We start from the raw sequence: 16,411 nt of genomic DNA, 5'->3' as shown, positions 1-16,411 counted from the left end.
CGGCCGCGCTCAGCGCTTCAAGACGTCGACGCCGGGCAACGGCTTGCCTTCCATCCATTCGAGGAAAGCGCCGCCGGCCGTCGAGACATAGGTGAAATCGTCGGCGACGCCGGCATGGTTGAGTGCCGCTACCGTGTCGCCGCCGCCGGCGACGGAAACCAGTTTGCCGGCCTTGGTGCGCGCCCCAGCGTGCCGGGCCGTCGCCACCGTCGCATGGTCGAACGGCTCGATCTCGAAGGCGCCGAGCGGTCCGTTCCAGACCAGCGTCGCGGCACGGTCGATCCATTCGGCAATGGTTTTCTCGGTCTTTGCGCCGACATCAAGGATCATGCCGTCGGCCGGCACGTCCGCTATGGCGACGGTCTCGCTGGCGGCGCCCGCCTTGAATTCCCTGGCGACGACGCCGTCGACCGGCAGGATGATGGCGCAGCCGGCCTCGGCCGCCTCGATCATGATCTGCTTGGCGGTGGTCGCGAGATCACGCTCGCACAAGGATTTCCCGACGTCGGTGCCGCGCGCCGCTAGAAACGTATTGGCCATGCCGCCGCCGATGACCAGCGCGTCGACCTTCTTCACCAGGTTCATCAACAGGTCGATCTTGGTCGAGACCTTGGCGCCGCCGACGATGGCGACAACCGGGCGGACGGGATTGCCAAGCCCCTTTTCCAGCGCATCGAGCTCGGCCTCCATGGTGCGGCCGGCGAAGGCCGGCAGCACATGCGCCAGCCCTTCTGTCGACGAATGGGCACGGTGCGCAGCAGAGAAGGCGTCGTTGACGAAGATATCGCCGTTAGCGGCGAGCTTTTCGGTGAAGGCCGGGTCGTTCTTCTCCTCGCCCTTGTGGAAGCGGGTGTTCTCGAGCAGCAGCACGTCGCCGCTGTCCATGGCGGCGACGGCATTTGCCGCCTTGTCACCGATGCAGTCGGAGGCAAAGCCAACCGGACGGCCGAGCACGTCCGCCGTCGCCTTGGCGATCGGTTCGAGTGAGAATTCCGGCGCCGGTCCATCCTTGGGCCGGCCGAAATGGGCAAGCAGGATGACCTTGGCTCCCTTGCCGGAGAGCTCGGCAATAGTCGGCGCAATGCGCTCGATGCGGGTGGCGTCGGTGACCTTGCCCTCGGTGACGGGAACGTTGAGGTCGACACGCACCAGCACACGCTTGCCGCTGATATCGCCGATGTCGTCCAGTGTCTTGAAGCCGGCCATGCTGATCCCTTTCGCGAAAAATCGCGGGGACCTTACCCCGCATCGACAACGATGCAAGACCTGCCTGACGGTTCACCGAAAATATGATTCACGTATCGAGGACGAAGTGCCCACGGGGAACAAGATGGCAGCGATGGCGCGAAACGCACCGACATATGGCTTACCGATTGCGCACCACGATGCATGCGCCGCCCACGCTGTGCAGTTTCTGGCAAATATCGTCGGCCTTGGCTTTGGTGTCGGCGCCGATCCGCACCGCATAGATGCCGCGCCTGCCGATCGGTGTGCGCACCCGGCTGACCACCGGATCGCGACCGCTGAGCAAGGCTGGAAACCGGCGCTTCACGTTGCTCCACTGATTGAGCGCCGCGGCGCGGCGGAAATTGCCGGCCACCTGCACGCCCCACGGCTTGATGTTGATCGACGACATCGGCACGGTTCTGGACATGATCACCGGCAGCTCACGGCAAGCAGCAGCGAAACTCGCCTTCTTGTCGAGCGGCCGGATGACGCCGGCGTAGGCGGTATTGGTGAAGTTGTCGGCCGGCTCGCCCATGACGTCCAGAACGTAGCTTTCGGTCTCCATCGGCAAGAAGCCGCCGGAATTCAGCCAGCGCGACACCCGGGTCTCGCCGGCGTTGTAGGCGGCTGCGGCGAGGCCCAGATTGCCGAAGCCGGTCTTCAGTTCGGCGAGATATTTTGCCGAGGCCGGGATCGCTTGCTCGATATCGAACGAATTGGTGAGGCCGCGTATCCTGGCGGTGCCCGGCATGAACTGGGCAATGCCTTCGGCGCCGACCGGGCTGACCGCATTGGGATCGAAACGGCTTTCCTTCCAGATCAGCCGGGCAAAGAAATCCCTGGGCAGCCCGTTCCGGTCGGCATGGGCCTCGATCAGGTTGCAAACCTGGTCGATCAGCTTCTTTTTGGCGGGCCGTGGTGGATCGGCCTGAACGGCTGTCGCCCAGATCAGCCCGCAAATGAGAACCAGCGCCGCGCCGAGCAAACGCCGCATTCAACTACTCCGCCGCGGCTTTGTCGTGCTGCCCGAACCGCCGTTCGATATAGTCGGCGACCATTTTCTCGAAATCCGCGGCAATCGATGAGCCGCGCAGCGTCGCCGCCTTCTTGCCGTCGACGAATACCGGGGCGGTCGGCATCTCGCCGGTGCCGGGCAGCGAAATGCCGATATCGGCATGTTTGGATTCGCCCGGACCGTTGACGATGCAACCCATCACCGCGACCTTGAGGTTCTCGACGCCGGGATATTGTTCGCGCCACACCGGCATGTTCTTGCGCAGGTCGGCCTGGATGTTCTGGGCAAGCTCCTGGAACACGGTCGAGGTCGTGCGGCCGCAGCCCGGGCAGGCGGCGACGATCGGCACGAACTGCCGGAAGCCCATGGTCTGCAACAGCTCCTGCGACACCTGCACCTCGCGCGTGCGGTCGCCGTTCGGCTCCGGCGTCAGCGAGATGCGGATTGTGTCGCCGATGCCTTGCTGGAGCAGGATGCCCATGGCCGCAGACGAGGCGACAATGCCTTTCGAGCCCATGCCCGCCTCCGTCAGGCCGAGGTGCAGCGCATGGTCGGAACGGGTGGCAAGCTCGGTGTAGACGGCGATCAGATCCTGCACGCCGCTGACCTTGGCCGACAGGATGATTTTCTCGCGGGCAAGGCCAATCTCTTCGGCCATTTCGGCCGACAGGATCGCCGATTGCACGATTGCCTCGCGCGTCACTTCCTGCGCGGTCAGCGGAAAGCCTTGGGCCTGGTTGTCATCCATCAGCCGGGTCAGCAGCTCCTGGTCGAGCGAACCCCAGTTGACGCCGATGCGCACCGGCTTGTCGTATCGGATCGCCATCTCGACGATTGCCGCGAACTGCCGGTCCTTCTTGTCCTTGAAACCGACATTGCCGGGGTTGATGCGGTACTTGGCCAAGGCCGCGGCGCAGGCCGGATGATCGGCCAGGAGCTTGTGGCCGATATAATGGAAATCGCCGACCAGCGGCACGTTGATGCCGAGCCGCTCCAGTCGCTCGCGGATGGCCGGCACAGCGGCAGCGCTTTCGTCGCGGTCGACCGTTATGCGCACGATCTCGGAGCCGGCGCGATGCAGCGCCGCCACCTGCGCGACCGTCTGGTCGATATCGGCCGTGTCGGTGTTGGTCATCGACTGGACGACGACTGGGGCGCCGCCGCCGACCATCACGCCGCCGACATCGACACCGACCGACCTGCGGCGCGGGAAGGGTGAGGAAAAATATCCGGTCATGCCGGCTGCCTTTAATCTTGAAGGTCCGGGCATGAGGTGGAGGAGCAAAGATGGCTTGTCAATGGCGACTGGCGCGCAGGCCCAGCAAATCGGAAACAACAAGACGGCAGCTTGCCGCAAATCCATAGGCGTTTCCGGCAGCATAGAGACATACCACCGGAAAGAAATCACGCGCCGGGCGGCGTGGCTAGTCCTGGAAGGGCGTCAGTGCGTCGTCGGTTTCGCCTTCAGTTTTTCAATCTCGTCCTTGAGCGCCAGCTTGCGCCGCTTGAGATTCACGATTTCGAGGTCGTCCACCGATGGATGGGTCATCGCATCGTCGATTTCCCGTTCGATGTCGCCGTGTTTCCGCTGCAGCTCATCAAGATGGGATGCAAGAGACATGATTGGTTCTCCCTTTCATGGTTTCCTCGGATTGCAGCCGTCATGGCACGTCCACCGCAGGCTCGCTTCTGTGACGGCATAATGACAGTGTGCCACCATCGCGCACCGATGTCGAATGCTGCGTGGTAGCATTCCACGCCAATATGAAATGTGATATGGGCTGCGCGCCGGTGCAAGAAGACCCGGTCCCGCCCAATCAGGCCCATAGTTTGGGCGCCGCAGACGTGCAGACGGTAAAAATGTCCGATCAGGAACAGGCAGATATCCGCCTCGAATATTCCCGGCTGAAGCAGGAACACGCCGATTTCGACGCCGCCATCAATGCGATGATCGCCATGAATTGCGACCCGCTGCAGATCCAGCGCATGAAGAAAAAGAAGCTCTTCCTTAAGGACAGGCTGATGGCGCTGGAAGACAAGATCATTCCAGACATTATCGCTTGAACGGACGCCGGCGCTGGCCTGCTGGAAAGGCGGCCTATGCCGCGATCGAAAGCCGCGCGGCGCGCTCGAGCAACAGCTCTATCAGGTCATCGGTCTTTTCGGTCGAGGTATCGATGGGAACCACCAGGCACATCGTCGCCTCGACCCTGCCCGGCGCTGAAAAGACCGGCGCGGCCAGGCATTTCGTGTAGGCATCGACAAGGCCGGAGGTGACGCAGTAGCCGGCCGACTTGGCGACGGCGATGTCGTCTATGAAATCATCGAGCTGCAATCTGCGCCCGTCCGGCAGCACGAGATCGTCTTCCGAGACCATATCCTCGATCGCCGCCCTGTCGAAGCCGGCGAGGAGCAGTCGCCCGGAAGCTGTCCAGGGGAGCGGTATTTGCAGACCCGTCGCCGAGCTGATCCGGAATGGCCTCGTTCCCGGGCTTGAATGGACGATGGTGTAGCGGCCGCTTTGCAGCATGCACAACTCCGAGGTCTCGCCGGTCTCGCGTGACAGATGGTCGACTTCCTGGCGCCCTCGCCTAAGCAGGTCGTTGCCCCGCACATAGTCCATTCCGTAGAGATAAAGCTTCTTTCCGAAATAGACCCGATTGCCGTCCCCGGCCATTTCCAGCAGGCCTGCGTCGACCAGCGAGCGCACCAGCGTATAGGTCGTCGACCGCGGTGCATTCACCCCTCTGGCAAGGTCGCCAATGCCGATCGCACGCTGGGTCGTGTGGAGAAACTCCAAAATCTGGAGAACCCGGTTGAGACCCTTCTCCCGAGAGCCCGAGTTCTTGTCTTCGTCCAGACCGATGTCCGGTCGAGCGGCCAAGGCATTGCCATCTTGCATTATCGATCCCTGATGTTAATCTGTCTTGTACAGAGTACAGGCGTCTCTTGTAAGGGACAATGACGTCAGTTGCAACCGATGCCTGTACTGCTGGTCCAAAGGGGAACTCAACACGAAAGGAGGTCGCCGTGAACGACATATCCAAAAGGCGTGAATTTCTGAAACTGGGAATGGCCGGGCTTGCAACGGCCGGAGTGATGAGCGCCGCTACCGCGGTCGACGTTCAGAAAGCGGCGGCCCAGGCAGCGCCGGACAGCCTGCTGCGCACCGTCCTCGAGCGCGGCAAGGTGATCGTCGGGACCGGCAGCACCAACGCGCCCTGGCATTTCGAGAACGACGCCGGCGAACTGGTAGGCATGGACATCACCATGGGTCGCATCCTCGCCAAGGGGCTTTTCGACGATCCGACCAAAGTGGAATTCGTCATGCAGGATCCGGCTCAGCGCATTCCGAACGTGACCACCAACAAGGTCGACATCACCATCCAGTTCATGACCATGACCGCCCAGCGCTCGCAGCTGATCCACTTCTCCCGACCCTACTACGTCGAAGGCATCGCCTTGCTGACCCTTCCGAACGCCGAAAACAAGACCTTCGACAAGCTGCTTGCCGGCGGTTCGGCAACGCGGATTTCCATCCTGCAAAATGTCGATGCCGAGGCTAACGTGCATATCGTCCTGCCGGAGTCGCAGGTGATGCAGATAGACACGCAGGCCAACGTGCTGCAGGCCTTGGAATCGAAGCGCGTCGACGCCGCCGCGGTCGATCTGTCAACGGTGCGCTGGCTCGCCTCGCGCAATCCGGATAAGTACTTCGATGCCGGCAAGAGCTGGTTCTCGATGCTTTATGGTGCCGCGCTGCGGCAGGGCGACCTCGACTGGCTGACCTTCGTCAACCAGACCTTCACCATCGCCATGTTCGGCCATGAAACGGCACTCTACGACGCTGCGTTCAAGGATTATTTCGGACAGGAGCCGCCGGCGCGCCATCCCGGTTTCCCGGTCATTTGATGCAAGCAGGCGGAAGGACAACGTCCTTCCGCCTTCTCTCATCACAGCCCTCCATGACGAGGACGCATGGGTTATACTCTCAACTTCAACCTTATCTGGCGGCATTTCGACAAGCTCTGGGGCGGACTGCTGCTAAGCCTCGAACTGGCCGTCATCTCGATCGCGATCGGCATCGTCATCGGGCTCGTTCTGGCGGTCTGGTACGTGTCGGCCGGACGTGCGGTGCGGACCATCATCGCGGGGTATGTCGAGTTCATCCGCAACGTGCCGCTGATCCTGCTCGTCTATCTGGTCTTCTACGGCTTGCCGACGGTGGTCGACATTGCCTACAGCGCGCAAACCTCATTCATTGCCACGCTGTCGCTCTACAGCGGCGCCTACCTGGTCGAGGTGTTTCGCTCGGGGCTCGAGGCGGTGCCGCGCGGTCAACTCGACGCCGGCAAGGCAATCGGCCTGACGCCATGGCAAAGGCTGCTCGATGTGCGCCTGCCGACGATGCTGCGCATAACCCTGCCGGCGCTTTCCAACACATTCATATCGCTCTTCAAGGATACGTCCGTGGCGTCGGTCATCTCGGTACCCGAACTCACCTATGGCGCCCAGTGGATCAACTTCAACACGTTCCGCATTGTCGAAGTCTATCTGGTGGTGACGGCAATGTACCTGTTGACCGGCTACACGCTGCTTTTCGCGCTGCGGCTCGTCGAGCGCCGGTTCAAGGCGGCGCGCTGACATGCTGAGCCAGATCATCTACGCCTTGCCGTTCCTCGCCGAAGGCTTTGCCGTAACCTTGTGGGTGTCGCTGCTGGTCGTGGTGTTATCGCTCATCGCCGGCGTGCTGATGGGCGTCGGCCTTGTCTATGGTCCTTTTCCGCTGCGCTGGGCAGTGCGCATCTTCAGCGACACCATACGCGGCATTCCGATCCTGGTGCTGATCTTCTTCGTCTATTACGGCCTGCCCGCGGTGGGGCTGCATCTGGAATCCTTTTGGGCGGCCGTGTTCGCCCTCACCCTCTTCAAGACCGCACAAGTCGTCGAGTATCTCAGGGGCGCCGTCGGCTCGATTCCCAAGGGTCAGTCCGAGGCGGCGATGGCGATCGGACTGACCTTTCGCCAGCGGCTGGTCTACGTCATTTTTCCGCAGGCGTTCAGGCGCTTCCTGCCACCCTGGATCAATGGCGTCACCGACGCGGTGAAGGGCAGCGCGCTGGTCTCGCTGCTCGGCATCACCGACCTCATGCAGGCAATCAACCAGGTCATCGGCCGCACCTATGAGGCGATGCCACTCTACATTCTCGGTGCGCTCGTCTACTTCGCCGTCAACTACGCCCTCTCCTTGGCCAGCCGGCGCCTGGAGCGGCGTTTCTCCTTCATCCGGGAATAGCACGATGTCCAACGCCTCGCACCAGAATCCGGCACTTCTCGATGTCACCGAGGTTTCCAAAGCCTTTGGATCCGTCGAGGTCCTGCGCTCCGTCAGCCTGCAAGTGACACGCGGCGAGGTCGTGACTATCATCGGCCCCTCCGGCAGCGGCAAGACCACGCTACTGCGCTGCGTCAACTTCCTGGAGAGCTACGACAGCGGCTCGATCCGTATCGACGGCAAAGAAGTCGGCTATCGCGAGACGGGAACACGCCAGCGACGCAGCGAGCGCGACCTGGCGGCGATGCGAGCCGAGACCGGAATGGTGTTCCAGAGCTTCAATCTGTTTCCGCATTTGACTGCGGCCGGCAACATCATGCTTGGCCTGCGCAAGGTGCGCGGCAAGAGCAATGCCGAGGCCCGCACCATTGCCGAGCACTGGCTCGGCCGCGTAGGCCTCGCCCACAAAGCCGACAGTCTGCCGGCCGAGCTTTCCGGCGGCCAGCAGCAGCGCGTCGGCATCGCCCGCGCCGTGGCGATGGAGCCGAAGATATTGCTTCTCGACGAGATAACCTCGGCGCTCGACCCCGAACTGGTTGGCGAGGTGCTCGAGGTCGTGCGCAGCCTCGCCGAAGACGGCATGACGATGCTGATGGTCACGCATGAAATGGCTTTTGCGCGCGACGCATCGAGCCGCATCGTTTTCATGGCGGATGGCGGCGTCAGTGCCGTCGGACCACCCGCCGAGATTCTGGCGGCGGGGTTCGACAATGAACGCCTTCGCAGTTTCCTGGCGCGGTTTCGCGCCTCGCATTTTTGACATCGGACGGCGAAAGCTGTCGCAAGGAGCTTTTATGACGCCTTACATCCGGCTCGCGGAATTGGGCCTGACACTGCCCGAGCCGCCGAAGCCCATCGCCAACTTCGTCACCTATGCCGAGAGCGGACGGCTGATCTTCCTCTCCGGCCAGGGGCCGTTGCGCGCCGATGGCGCGCTCTGCACCGGCAAGGTCGGAGAGGATGTCAGCGTTGAAGAGGCCTACGGGCATGCGCGTCTGACCGGCCTGAACCTGCTCGCCGTCATGCATGCGGCGGCCGGCGACCTCGGCCGCATCGTGCGCGTCGTCAAGCTGCTTGGCTTTGTCAATGCGACGCCGACATTCAGCGAGCACCCCAAGGTGGTGAACGGCTGTTCCGATCTTTTCGCGGCCGTCTTTGATACGCTTGGCGGACATGCCCGTTCCGCGATCGGTGTCGGCTCGCTGCCGGGCAACATCACAGTTGAAATCGAGGCGGTCGTCGAGATCGCCGCCTGAAATCTTAAACAGGATCTACAGAGATGACGACCTATGCCGCTGACCGTTCCAACACGACAATCCGCGAACGGCTTGGCCTTCGCCCAATCATCAATGTCTCCGGCACGATGACGGCACTCGGTGCTTCGATCATCGTGCCAGAAGCGATTGCCGCAATGTCGGAAATGGCCTCGCAATGGGTCGAGATGGACGATCTGCAGCGCGCCGCAAGTAGGGTGATTGCACGCCTTACCGGCGGCGAGGCCGGCTTCATCACCGCATGCTGCGCCAGCGGCATAACAATGGCGATTGCCGGCGCGATGACCGGGACCAGCCTTCTTGCGATCGAGCGGCTGCCGGACGACACCGAGGGCCTCAAATCGGAGGTCATCGTTCAGCTTGGTCACATCGTCAATTATGGCGCGCCGATCGACCAGTCGATCCGGCTTGCCGGAGCCAAGGCAGTGCCTGCCGGCACGGTCAGCGTCACCCAGGATTATCATGTTGCCGAGGCGATCCGGGACCGGACGGCGGCAGCCCTCTACGTCGTTGCGCACCACACCGTGCAATACGGCATGCTCTCGCTTGAGGAGTTCTGCGAGATTTGCCACGCCAAGGGCGTGCCGGTGATCGTCGACGCCGCCTCGGAATACGATTTGCGTGGCTTTCTGGCGCGCGGCGCCGACATTGTTGTCTACAGCGGGCACAAATTTCTCTCAGGGCCGACAAGCGGCATCGTTGCCGGCCGCAAGGATCTGGTACGGGCCGCCTATCTCCAGAACCGGGGCGTTGCGCGCGCCATGAAAGTCGGCAAGGAGAGCATTGCCGGCACTATGGCGGCCCTGGAAGCCTGGGAGCGGCGCGACCATGCCGGCATTCGCCAGCGGGAAGAAGCCGCACTGCATCTGTGGCAAACCGCATTGCAGGGCCTGCCTGGCATCGAGGCACGTGTCATTCCAGATCCGACCGGAAATCCTCTCGACCGCCTGCAGGTGTTTGTTGCGCCGGAAAGCCGCTTCACCGCCGCCGGCCTCGCCTCGGCGCTTGCGGCGGGTTCGCCGCCCGTGCTCGTGCGCAACCACGAGGTCGAGCGCGGTCACTTCTTCCTTGATCCGTGCAATCTCCATCCCGGCGAGGCGGAGATCGTTGCCGAACGCCTGCGGGCGGTGTTGAGTGCTGCCGATCGGCCCGCGGATGCGATGAAACCCGCTCGCAAGCAGTCCGCCGGAGCGCTGCGCTGGCCGGACTAGACATCGCCAGAGCGTGGTCGAGCCAGTGCCTTCCAGCGCCGGCTTCGCATCGGGCCAGTGCGCCATCACGGCAGTGTGAATGAACTTTTAGTCTTCGGGCGGAATAAACCACCCCGCCCATTGGTCTCCCAAACAGACGCCATTTCCGGCGTGCAGGAGACCGGTATGACCCACCACCACGACAATGAAGCTGACGGCATCAGCCGCCGTCATGCACTGGAATGCATGATCTGGGCCGGCACGGGAGTGCTGTGGACAATTTCGGCCGGCGTGCCGGTTTCGCTCAGCCTGCTCGGTGCGTCGCAAGCCGCCGAGGCCTTGGCCACCGGCTTCACTTTCCTCCAGATCTCCGACAGCCACATCGGCTTCGACAAGGCTGCCAACCCGCACGCCATCGACACGCTGAAGGAGGCCATCGGCAAGATCCAGGCGTTGCCGCAAAAGCCCGCTTTCATGATCCACACCGGCGACATCACCCATTTGTCGAAAGCCGCGCAGTTCGACAACGCTGCCCAGATCATCGGCGGCGCAGGCTTCGACGTGCATTATGTGCCCGGTGAGCACGACCTGATCGATGACGGCAATGGCCAGGCCTATCTCGACCGCTACGGCAAGGGCACCAAGGGCGCTGGCTGGTATTCGTTCGACCAGAACGGCGTCCATTTCATCGGGCTGGTCAACGTCGTCAACCTGAAGGCTGGCGGGCTGGGCAATCTCGGCGCCGACCAGTTGGCATGGTTGGCCGATGATCTGAAGGCGGTCACCGCCTCGACGCCAATCGTCGTCTTTGCCCACATCCCGCTATGGGCTGTTTATCCCGAATGGGGCTGGGGCACCGACGACGCGGCGCAGGCCTTGGCCCTGCTCAATCGCTTCGGCTCTGTCACCGTACTCAACGGCCATATCCACCAGATCATGCAGAAGGTCGAAGGCAACGTTACCTTTCATACCGCGCGCTCGACCGCTTTCCCGCAACCGGCGCCGGGCACCGCAGCCTCACCCGGGCCGATGACGGTACCTGCCGGCCAGTTGCGCAGCCTGCTCGGCACAAGCAGCGTGACAGTCAAGCAAGGCGGGCAGGACCTCGCCATCATCGACAGCACGCTGGCCTGAGGGGAAATGCGATGATCCGCTTCCCATCCCGCGTCTTGGTCGTATCCCCTGTCACGTTCGGTTTGGCGGCGATCCTGATAATGGTTGCCATGCCACTGAACGCAGCAGACCAGCCAATGGTCAAGATCGAGAACTTTGCCTTCACACCGGCGGTGCTGACGGTAAAGCAGGGCACTACCGTGACCTTCGAGAATGACGACGACATCCCGCATCTGGTGGTCGCCAACGATGCCTCGTTTCGCTCCAAGGCGCTTGACACCGGTGACACATATGCCTTCACCTTCACCAAAGTGGGCGACTATGCCTATTTCTGCGGGCTTCACCCGCACATGCAGGGCAGGATCACCGTCGCTCCGTGAGGATTTTCGGAAGGTTCTGTCCGGGATGCCGGGCGATGCGACGGTGTTGAACCAAGAGGCCGCGACCGAGCGCTTTCGCGAGGTGGTTCTGCCCCATCTCGCGGATGCGCTTGCGCTTGCCCGCTGGCTGACCGGCAACGCCGCCGACGCGGAGGATGTGGTGCAGGAGGCCTGTTTGAAGGCGCATGCGGGCATCGCCGGCTATGCCGGCGGCAATGCGCGCGCCTGGCTGCTGGCGATCGTGCGCAACGCCTCTTACTCCTGGCTGGCGCGCAACCGGCCGCGCAGTATCGTCGCCGTCGGCGACCTGAGCGACCTCGATGACATGACGGCTGCATATGGCGCCGGCCTGCCGGATACGGATAGTCCTGAGGCAAGCCTGATCGCCAAGGCCGACGCGGCCGCACTCGAGGCGGCGATCGCCGCGCTGCCGCACCAATTTCGCGAGACTGTGGTGCTGCGCGACATCAACGGCCTCAGCTATCGCGAGATCGCGACGCTGCTTGGCGTGCCGCTAGGCACGGTGATGTCGCGGCTGGCGAGGGCGCGCGGTCTGCTGATATCCCAACTTGGGAGGGCGCCATGAGCGCGCACAACGATGGACTGCCCGATGACCCGGCGGGCGTGGAGCTGATGATCCATGCCTTGGTCGATGGCGAGCTCGACGCAGCAGCAGCATTGGCTGTCGAGCGACGCATCGCGGCCGATCCGGCGCTCGCCGCCGAGCATGCCCGCATCGCTGCGCTGCAGACGGTCGTCAGCGGGCTGCCGAGGCTCGATGTCCGTGAGGATTTCAAGGCTCGCATCGCTGCAATCGGGACAGCCGGTACGGAGAAAGTGCTGCCGGCGCCGGCGCCCGCCGCTCGAGTGCCGCCGGCACACAGAGCGGTGCACCGATTTGGCGCGTTCGACTGGCGCGCGCTGGCGGCGTCGATCATCGTTACCGCCGTGCTGGCCAGCGGCGCGACGCAATGGATGATGCTGAGCAGGGCGCCCGACAGCTTTGCCGCCGCGGTCGCCAGCGGCCATCGCCGCAGCCTGCTGGCAGCCAGCCCCGTGGACGTCGTCTCGTCGGACCGGCACACGGTCAAACCCTGGCTGGATGGCAGGGTCGGCCTGTCGCCGCCGGCACCTGACCTTGCCAGTGACGGCTTCGCGTTGCTCGGCGGCCGGGTCGAGGTGATCGCCGGCCAGCCAGTGCCGGCACTGGTCTACAGGCACCGCGAGCACCTGATCACTCTCGTCGCCGCGCCCGAGGAAACCGGCTCGACAGCCGGACCGGTCGATCTTTCTGCTGGTGGCTTCTCGCTGGTCCACTGGAGCGACAGCGCCTTTTCCTACTGGGCGATTTCCGATACCGAACGGCCTGAACTTGACGACTTCGTCAACCGCTTCCGAGCAGCGGCCGCCCGATGACAGACCGCCCCTGTCCATGTGCGTAGCCACGGAGACGGCACAAGCGGCTTTGCCGTTTCCGGCCATCCTTGCGGCTCCCCTCGATTTCAGCTAATGCGCGCTTTTGCCGCCGGAGAGCAGAAGCTTGGACGATCACCGCGCCGACGTCGCCATCATCATGGGCAGCCAGTCCGACTGGGCGACGATGCGCCACGCCGCCGAAACGCTTGAGGCGCTTGGAATTCCGCACAAGCGCCTGATCGTCTCGGCCCACCGCACGCCCGACCGGCTCTATGACTTCGCCAAGGGCGCCAAGGCGGCCGGCTACAAGGTGATCATCGCCGGTGCCGGCGGTGCGGCGCATCTGCCCGGCATGACGGCGGCGATGACGCCGCTGCCGGTGTTCGGCGTGCCGGTGGAATCAAAGACGCTGTCGGGCCAGGACTCGCTGCTATCAATCGTGCAGATGCCGGCCGGCATTCCGGTCGGCACTTTGGCCATCGGCAAGGCCGGCGCTGCCAACGCTGCCCTTCTGGCCGCCGCGGTGCTGGCGCTGAGCGACGAAAAGCTCGCCGCCCGGCTGGATAGCTGGCGCGCCGCGCAGACCGCCAAGGTGGCCGCCGAGCCCACGGACGCGCCGTGAGCCTGCCGGCGGGATCGAGCATCGGCATCATCGGCGGCGGCCAGCTTGGCCGCATGCTGGCGATGGCCGCGGCCCGCCTCGGCTACCGCATCGTCGTGCTGGAGCCGCAGCCGGATTGCCCGGCGGCACAGGTCGCCAACCGGCAGATCGTCGCCGCCTATGACGACGCGGCCGCGCTTAGCGAGCTGGCTGCGGCCAGTGCCGTCGTTACTTATGAATTCGAGAACGTACCGGTCGCGGCCGCCGCGGCACTTGCCTCTACGGTGCCGGTCTATCCGCCGGCACGCGCCCTGGAAGTGGCGCAGGACCGGCTGGCGGAAAAGAAATTCCTCAACGGCATCGGCATACCGACCGCGGATTTCAGCCCCGTCGACAATGACGAGGAACTGACGGCTGCGCTGAAACAGTTCAACGGCAGCGGCATATTGAAGACGCGCCGCATGGGCTATGACGGCAAGGGCCAGCGTGTCTTCCGCAACATGGAAACAGGCGGCTTTGCCGGCACTTGCGAGGCGATGGGCAACGTGCCGTTGATCCTGGAATCCTTCGTCACCTTCGAGCGCGAGATTTCGGTGATCGCCGCGCGCGGCAGCGACGGCTCGCTCGCCGCCTACGATCCAGCGTGGAATGTCCATCGCAACGGTATTCTTCACAGCTCGACGCTGCCGGCCGGAGTAAAATCCGAAACGGCGGCTGCGGCTCAAACGGCGGCGGCAGAGATCCTTGCAGCGCTCGACTATGTCGGCGTCATCGGCGTCGAATTCTTTGTCCTTGCCGACGGTTCGCTGTTGGCCAACGAGATAGCGCCGCGCGTCCACAATTCCGGCCACTGGACGGAGGCCGCCTGCACCATCTCGCAATTCGAGCAGCACATCCGCGCCGTCGCCGGCCTGCCGCTGGGAAATCCCGCCCGGCAGTTCGACTGCGTCATGGAAAACCTGATCGGCGACGATGTCAGGCGCGTTCCTGAGCTGCTCGCCGAGCCCGATCTGATGCTGCACCTCTATGGCAAGGCCGAGGCGCGGCCCGGCCGCAAGATGGGCCATTTTACGCGCGTGAGCCGCCGCAGCTAGAGCATGATCCCGAACCGAAGGTCCGCGCTAGCGAAAAGTGGAATCCGGATTTCGGAAAAGATCATGCTCAAACACAAAGTTAGAACCTACGCTTACTGGATTTCGCCGCTCTCGTCCTCGTCGGGGCTGGCGCAGCTCACATCGCCTTCCGCGCAGGTCGAATCGGCGGTGAGCTGCTTGGTGCGATCGTCGGTCAGCCGCGTCAGGCATTCCGATATCAGCATCGGATAGATCGAGCCGCCTTCGCTGTCCGCGGCGGAATAGCTGCATTCCGCGTCGCGAAAAGCGATCCAGGCGCGCTGCGCCGTCTGCAACAGCTTCCTGGCTTTTGCGTCACTTCCGCCGATGAGATCCTGGTAGGCCTTGTTGAGCTTGGCGTCGGCGGATTTGTGGTCCGCGTCGGCGCAGATGTTCATCATCTGCTGGCTGTCGTCGTTGCGGTCGCATTCCTGCGCATAGGCAACAGAACCTGGCGCGAGGACGACAAGACAGGCGGACACAAGAATTCGGCGCATGACGATCTCCAATTCGCAACCGCATCATTCCAGCCGTCTCAAGCCTGCGCAACGCCGCAAGACGCCAGTGGCGGATTTGATGATACGAAACGGTCCGTATCGTTTAGGCAACGCGCTTGCGGTTGACACGGGCAACGCTCCTCGTCTATGAGCCACGCACAGTTCAAAGGCGCGTCTGTGGGCGCGCCTTAATAATTCGGCCCGTGACCGGGCCCAGACCGACGGGCAAGACCATGAAGATCAAGAATTCGCTCAAGGCGTTGAAGGCGCGTCACCGCGACAACCAGCTGGTTCGTCGCAAGGGCCGCATCTACATCATCAACAAGACCGCGCCGCGCTACAAGGCGCGCCAGGGTTGAGTTTTCGACGGAGGCTGCGCGCCTCCGTTCGCATGATACGACTCTCACGCTAAATTCAGTTTGACGATCCGGCGTCGGGGGCTAGATTCCCGCGATGCGGATTCTTTTTGCATTTTTCACGGCTTTCCTCGTTTCCGGCGCTGTCTCGCTGCCGGCGTGGGCTGAAGATCCGACCACAACACCGCCGACAGCACCTCCGGTCGTCAAGACGAAACAGGCGCGGCTCGATCAGCTGTTTGCCGATCTCAAGCGCGAACGCAATGAAAGGGCGGCCGAGCGCATCGCCGGACGGATCGGCAGCGAGTGGTCCCAGTCGGGCAGCGCCTCTATCGACCTGATGATGCAATGGTCGCAGAAGGCGATCGAAAACCAGAAATTCGATGTTGCACTCGATTTCCTCGATCAGGTGGTGACTTTGCAGCCGACCTATGCGGAAGGCTGGAACCGGCGCGCCACTGTTCATTTCATGATGAAGAACTACGGGAAGTCGATGGCGGACATCGACCGCACCCTGCAGCTCGAACCACGCCATTTCGGCGCGCTTTCGGGCCTGGCTCAGATCATGGCCGAAACCGGCCACAAGCAGTCGGCACTCGAGGCCTGGCAGCGCGTGCTTGGCATCTACCCAATGATGCGCAGCGCCCAGGACCAGGTCGCCGCACTTTCCGAGGAGCTTGCCGGCGAAGGCATTTGAGACCAGTAGGGAGTAGGGGAATAGGGGAGTAAGGTAGTATGTGAGAGGTGCAGATTGCACTGTGGAACACATGCGCCCTACTCCCCTACTCCTGAACCGGTCACAGGCTGATGCAAGCTGGCGGAGTTCGGCGTTGATCCTAACCCGACTGCCGTCGATGCGCCCGGCTGGCGCCGTGTTTACGACGCGCCATGCAGC

Annotated in this window: 21 protein-coding genes; 15 read left to right on the top strand and 6 right to left on the bottom strand. The window is 63.1% G+C overall.

Annotated elements, in window-relative coordinates:
- Positions 1–9: 9 nt before the first annotated feature.
- The 4 genes from NKI29_RS14410 to NKI29_RS14395 all read right to left on the bottom strand — a co-directional run bounded on the left by NKI29_RS14410 (position 10) and on the right by NKI29_RS14395 (position 3,863).
- Positions 10–1,206, bottom strand: a complete 1,197-nt coding sequence (locus NKI29_RS14410) for a phosphoglycerate kinase (protein ID WP_352571989.1) — start codon at positions 1,204–1,206, stop codon at positions 10–12.
- A gap of 160 nt (positions 1,207–1,366) precedes the next feature.
- Positions 1,367–2,221: a lytic transglycosylase domain-containing protein gene (locus NKI29_RS14405; protein ID WP_352571990.1), complete on the bottom strand. Its 855-nt coding sequence runs from the start codon at positions 2,219–2,221 to the stop codon at positions 1,367–1,369.
- Positions 2,222–2,225: 4 nt separating this feature from the next.
- Complete coding sequence (gene ispG, locus NKI29_RS14400; protein WP_352571991.1) at positions 2,226–3,479, bottom strand: flavodoxin-dependent (E)-4-hydroxy-3-methylbut-2-enyl-diphosphate synthase; 1,254 nt, start codon at positions 3,477–3,479, stop codon at positions 2,226–2,228.
- 204 nt (positions 3,480–3,683) lie between these two features.
- Positions 3,684–3,863: a YdcH family protein gene (locus NKI29_RS14395; RefSeq protein ID WP_023678481.1), complete on the bottom strand. Its 180-nt coding sequence runs from the start codon at positions 3,861–3,863 to the stop codon at positions 3,684–3,686.
- Between the two features lie 239 nt (positions 3,864–4,102).
- Between NKI29_RS14395 and NKI29_RS14390 the strand changes: the two genes are divergently transcribed.
- Positions 4,103–4,306, top strand: a complete 204-nt coding sequence (locus tag NKI29_RS14390) for a YdcH family protein (RefSeq protein ID WP_023678480.1) — start codon at positions 4,103–4,105, stop codon at positions 4,304–4,306.
- Between the two features lie 34 nt (positions 4,307–4,340).
- Here NKI29_RS14390 and NKI29_RS14385 read toward each other — a convergent pair whose 3' ends face one another.
- The gene (locus NKI29_RS14385; protein ID WP_352571992.1) at positions 4,341–5,144 is read right to left on the bottom strand and encodes an IclR family transcriptional regulator; all 804 of its coding nucleotides are present in this window, start codon (positions 5,142–5,144) and stop codon (positions 4,341–4,343) included.
- Between the two features lie 128 nt (positions 5,145–5,272).
- Here NKI29_RS14385 and NKI29_RS14380 point away from each other — a divergent pair, with 128 nt between their 5' ends.
- The 12 genes from NKI29_RS14380 to NKI29_RS14325 all read left to right on the top strand — a co-directional run bounded on the left by NKI29_RS14380 (position 5,273) and on the right by NKI29_RS14325 (position 14,645).
- The gene (locus NKI29_RS14380; RefSeq protein WP_352454853.1) at positions 5,273–6,154 is read left to right on the top strand and encodes a transporter substrate-binding protein; all 882 of its coding nucleotides are present in this window, start codon (positions 5,273–5,275) and stop codon (positions 6,152–6,154) included.
- Between the two features lie 66 nt (positions 6,155–6,220).
- Positions 6,221–6,886 (top strand): amino acid ABC transporter permease, encoded by a 666-nt coding sequence (locus NKI29_RS14375; RefSeq protein WP_023678477.1) that lies wholly within the window; start codon positions 6,221–6,223, stop codon positions 6,884–6,886.
- A gap of 1 nt (position 6,887) precedes the next feature.
- On the top strand, positions 6,888–7,538 hold the full coding sequence (locus NKI29_RS14370) for an amino acid ABC transporter permease (protein ID WP_023678476.1): 651 nt from the start codon (positions 6,888–6,890) through the stop codon (positions 7,536–7,538).
- Between the two features lie 4 nt (positions 7,539–7,542).
- Entirely contained in the window at positions 7,543–8,337 is a 795-nt protein-coding gene (locus NKI29_RS14365) for an amino acid ABC transporter ATP-binding protein (RefSeq protein ID WP_023678475.1), read from the top strand.
- Positions 8,338–8,371: 34 nt separating this feature from the next.
- Positions 8,372–8,833: a RidA family protein gene (locus tag NKI29_RS14360; RefSeq protein WP_023678474.1), complete on the top strand. Its 462-nt coding sequence runs from the start codon at positions 8,372–8,374 to the stop codon at positions 8,831–8,833.
- A gap of 23 nt (positions 8,834–8,856) precedes the next feature.
- A complete protein-coding gene (locus NKI29_RS14355) occupies positions 8,857–10,062 on the top strand; it encodes an aminotransferase class V-fold PLP-dependent enzyme (RefSeq protein WP_352571993.1) in 1,206 nt (401 codons plus the stop codon).
- A 165-nt stretch (positions 10,063–10,227) separates the two neighbouring features.
- Positions 10,228–11,175 carry a metallophosphoesterase family protein gene (locus tag NKI29_RS14350; protein ID WP_352796548.1) on the top strand — a complete coding sequence of 316 codons (948 nt, stop codon included), beginning with the start codon at positions 10,228–10,230 and terminating at the stop codon, positions 11,173–11,175.
- A 116-nt stretch (positions 11,176–11,291) separates the two neighbouring features.
- Positions 11,292–11,534, top strand: coding sequence for a cupredoxin domain-containing protein (locus tag NKI29_RS14345; RefSeq protein WP_502896695.1), 243 nt, complete (start codon positions 11,292–11,294; stop codon positions 11,532–11,534).
- Positions 11,535–11,559: 25 nt separating this feature from the next.
- On the top strand, positions 11,560–12,120 hold the full coding sequence (locus NKI29_RS14340) for a sigma-70 family RNA polymerase sigma factor (RefSeq protein ID WP_051406172.1): 561 nt from the start codon (positions 11,560–11,562) through the stop codon (positions 12,118–12,120).
- Complete coding sequence (locus tag NKI29_RS14335; RefSeq protein ID WP_352796545.1) at positions 12,117–12,950, top strand: anti-sigma factor family protein; 834 nt, start codon at positions 12,117–12,119, stop codon at positions 12,948–12,950. Before NKI29_RS14340 ends, NKI29_RS14335 begins: the two co-directional genes overlap by 4 nt.
- Positions 12,951–13,074: 124 nt before the next feature.
- The gene (purE, locus tag NKI29_RS14330; RefSeq protein ID WP_023678468.1) at positions 13,075–13,572 is read left to right on the top strand and encodes a 5-(carboxyamino)imidazole ribonucleotide mutase; all 498 of its coding nucleotides are present in this window, start codon (positions 13,075–13,077) and stop codon (positions 13,570–13,572) included.
- Complete coding sequence (locus NKI29_RS14325) at positions 13,569–14,645, top strand: 5-(carboxyamino)imidazole ribonucleotide synthase (protein WP_352621519.1); 1,077 nt, start codon at positions 13,569–13,571, stop codon at positions 14,643–14,645. The genes purE and NKI29_RS14325 overlap by 4 nt, the downstream gene beginning before the upstream one ends.
- Before the next feature lie 92 nt (positions 14,646–14,737).
- Here NKI29_RS14325 and NKI29_RS14320 read toward each other — a convergent pair whose 3' ends face one another.
- Entirely contained in the window at positions 14,738–15,160 is a 423-nt protein-coding gene (locus tag NKI29_RS14320) for a lysozyme inhibitor LprI family protein (RefSeq protein ID WP_352783194.1), read from the bottom strand.
- Between the two features lie 233 nt (positions 15,161–15,393).
- On the opposite strand from NKI29_RS14320, the gene ykgO reads away from it, so the two are divergent.
- Complete coding sequence (gene ykgO, locus NKI29_RS14315; RefSeq protein WP_006203764.1) at positions 15,394–15,519, top strand: type B 50S ribosomal protein L36; 126 nt, start codon at positions 15,394–15,396, stop codon at positions 15,517–15,519.
- 94 nt (positions 15,520–15,613) lie between these two features.
- The gene (locus tag NKI29_RS14310; RefSeq protein WP_352571998.1) at positions 15,614–16,213 is read left to right on the top strand and encodes a tetratricopeptide repeat protein; all 600 of its coding nucleotides are present in this window, start codon (positions 15,614–15,616) and stop codon (positions 16,211–16,213) included.
- Positions 16,214–16,411 lie beyond the last annotated feature (198 nt).

It is taken from the genome of Mesorhizobium sp. M0678, assembly GCF_040320505.1.
Taxonomy (GTDB): Bacteria; Pseudomonadota; Alphaproteobacteria; order Rhizobiales; family Rhizobiaceae; genus Mesorhizobium.
The sequence above is the reverse complement of the archived record's forward strand: the minus strand, read 5'-3'. Positions and strand labels throughout refer to the sequence as shown.

What these genes read in the sequence shown, in the direction of transcription:
- NKI29_RS14410 (WP_352571989.1), bottom strand. Translation starts at nt 1,206, where the DNA reads ATGGCCGGCTTCAAGACACTGGACGACATCGGCGATATCAGCGGCAAG.
- NKI29_RS14405 (WP_352571990.1), bottom strand. Translation starts at nt 2,221, where the DNA reads ATGCGGCGTTTGCTCGGCGCGGCGCTGGTTCTCATTTGCGGGCTGATC.
- ispG (WP_352571991.1), bottom strand. Translation starts at nt 3,479, where the DNA reads ATGACCGGATATTTTTCCTCACCCTTCCCGCGCCGCAGGTCGGTCGGT.
- NKI29_RS14395 (WP_023678481.1), bottom strand. Translation starts at nt 3,863, where the DNA reads ATGTCTCTTGCATCCCATCTTGATGAGCTGCAGCGGAAACACGGCGAC.
- NKI29_RS14390 (WP_023678480.1), top strand. Translation starts at nt 4,103, where the DNA reads ATGTCCGATCAGGAACAGGCAGATATCCGCCTCGAATATTCCCGGCTG.
- NKI29_RS14385 (WP_352571992.1), bottom strand. Translation starts at nt 5,144, where the DNA reads ATGCAAGATGGCAATGCCTTGGCCGCTCGACCGGACATCGGTCTGGAC.
- NKI29_RS14375 (WP_023678477.1), top strand. Translation starts at nt 6,221, where the DNA reads ATGGGTTATACTCTCAACTTCAACCTTATCTGGCGGCATTTCGACAAG.
- NKI29_RS14370 (WP_023678476.1), top strand. Translation starts at nt 6,888, where the DNA reads ATGCTGAGCCAGATCATCTACGCCTTGCCGTTCCTCGCCGAAGGCTTT.
- NKI29_RS14365 (WP_023678475.1), top strand. Translation starts at nt 7,543, where the DNA reads ATGTCCAACGCCTCGCACCAGAATCCGGCACTTCTCGATGTCACCGAG.
- NKI29_RS14360 (WP_023678474.1), top strand. Translation starts at nt 8,372, where the DNA reads ATGACGCCTTACATCCGGCTCGCGGAATTGGGCCTGACACTGCCCGAG.
- NKI29_RS14355 (WP_352571993.1), top strand. Translation starts at nt 8,857, where the DNA reads ATGACGACCTATGCCGCTGACCGTTCCAACACGACAATCCGCGAACGG.
- NKI29_RS14350 (WP_352796548.1), top strand. Translation starts at nt 10,228, where the DNA reads ATGACCCACCACCACGACAATGAAGCTGACGGCATCAGCCGCCGTCAT.
- NKI29_RS14345 (WP_502896695.1), top strand. Translation starts at nt 11,292, where the DNA reads ATGGTCAAGATCGAGAACTTTGCCTTCACACCGGCGGTGCTGACGGTA.
- NKI29_RS14340 (WP_051406172.1), top strand. Translation starts at nt 11,560, where the DNA reads ATGCCGGGCGATGCGACGGTGTTGAACCAAGAGGCCGCGACCGAGCGC.
- NKI29_RS14335 (WP_352796545.1), top strand. Translation starts at nt 12,117, where the DNA reads ATGAGCGCGCACAACGATGGACTGCCCGATGACCCGGCGGGCGTGGAG.
- NKI29_RS14320 (WP_352783194.1), bottom strand. Translation starts at nt 15,160, where the DNA reads ATGCGCCGAATTCTTGTGTCCGCCTGTCTTGTCGTCCTCGCGCCAGGT.
- ykgO (WP_006203764.1), top strand. Translation starts at nt 15,394, where the DNA reads ATGAAGATCAAGAATTCGCTCAAGGCGTTGAAGGCGCGTCACCGCGAC.
- NKI29_RS14310 (WP_352571998.1), top strand. Translation starts at nt 15,614, where the DNA reads ATGCGGATTCTTTTTGCATTTTTCACGGCTTTCCTCGTTTCCGGCGCT.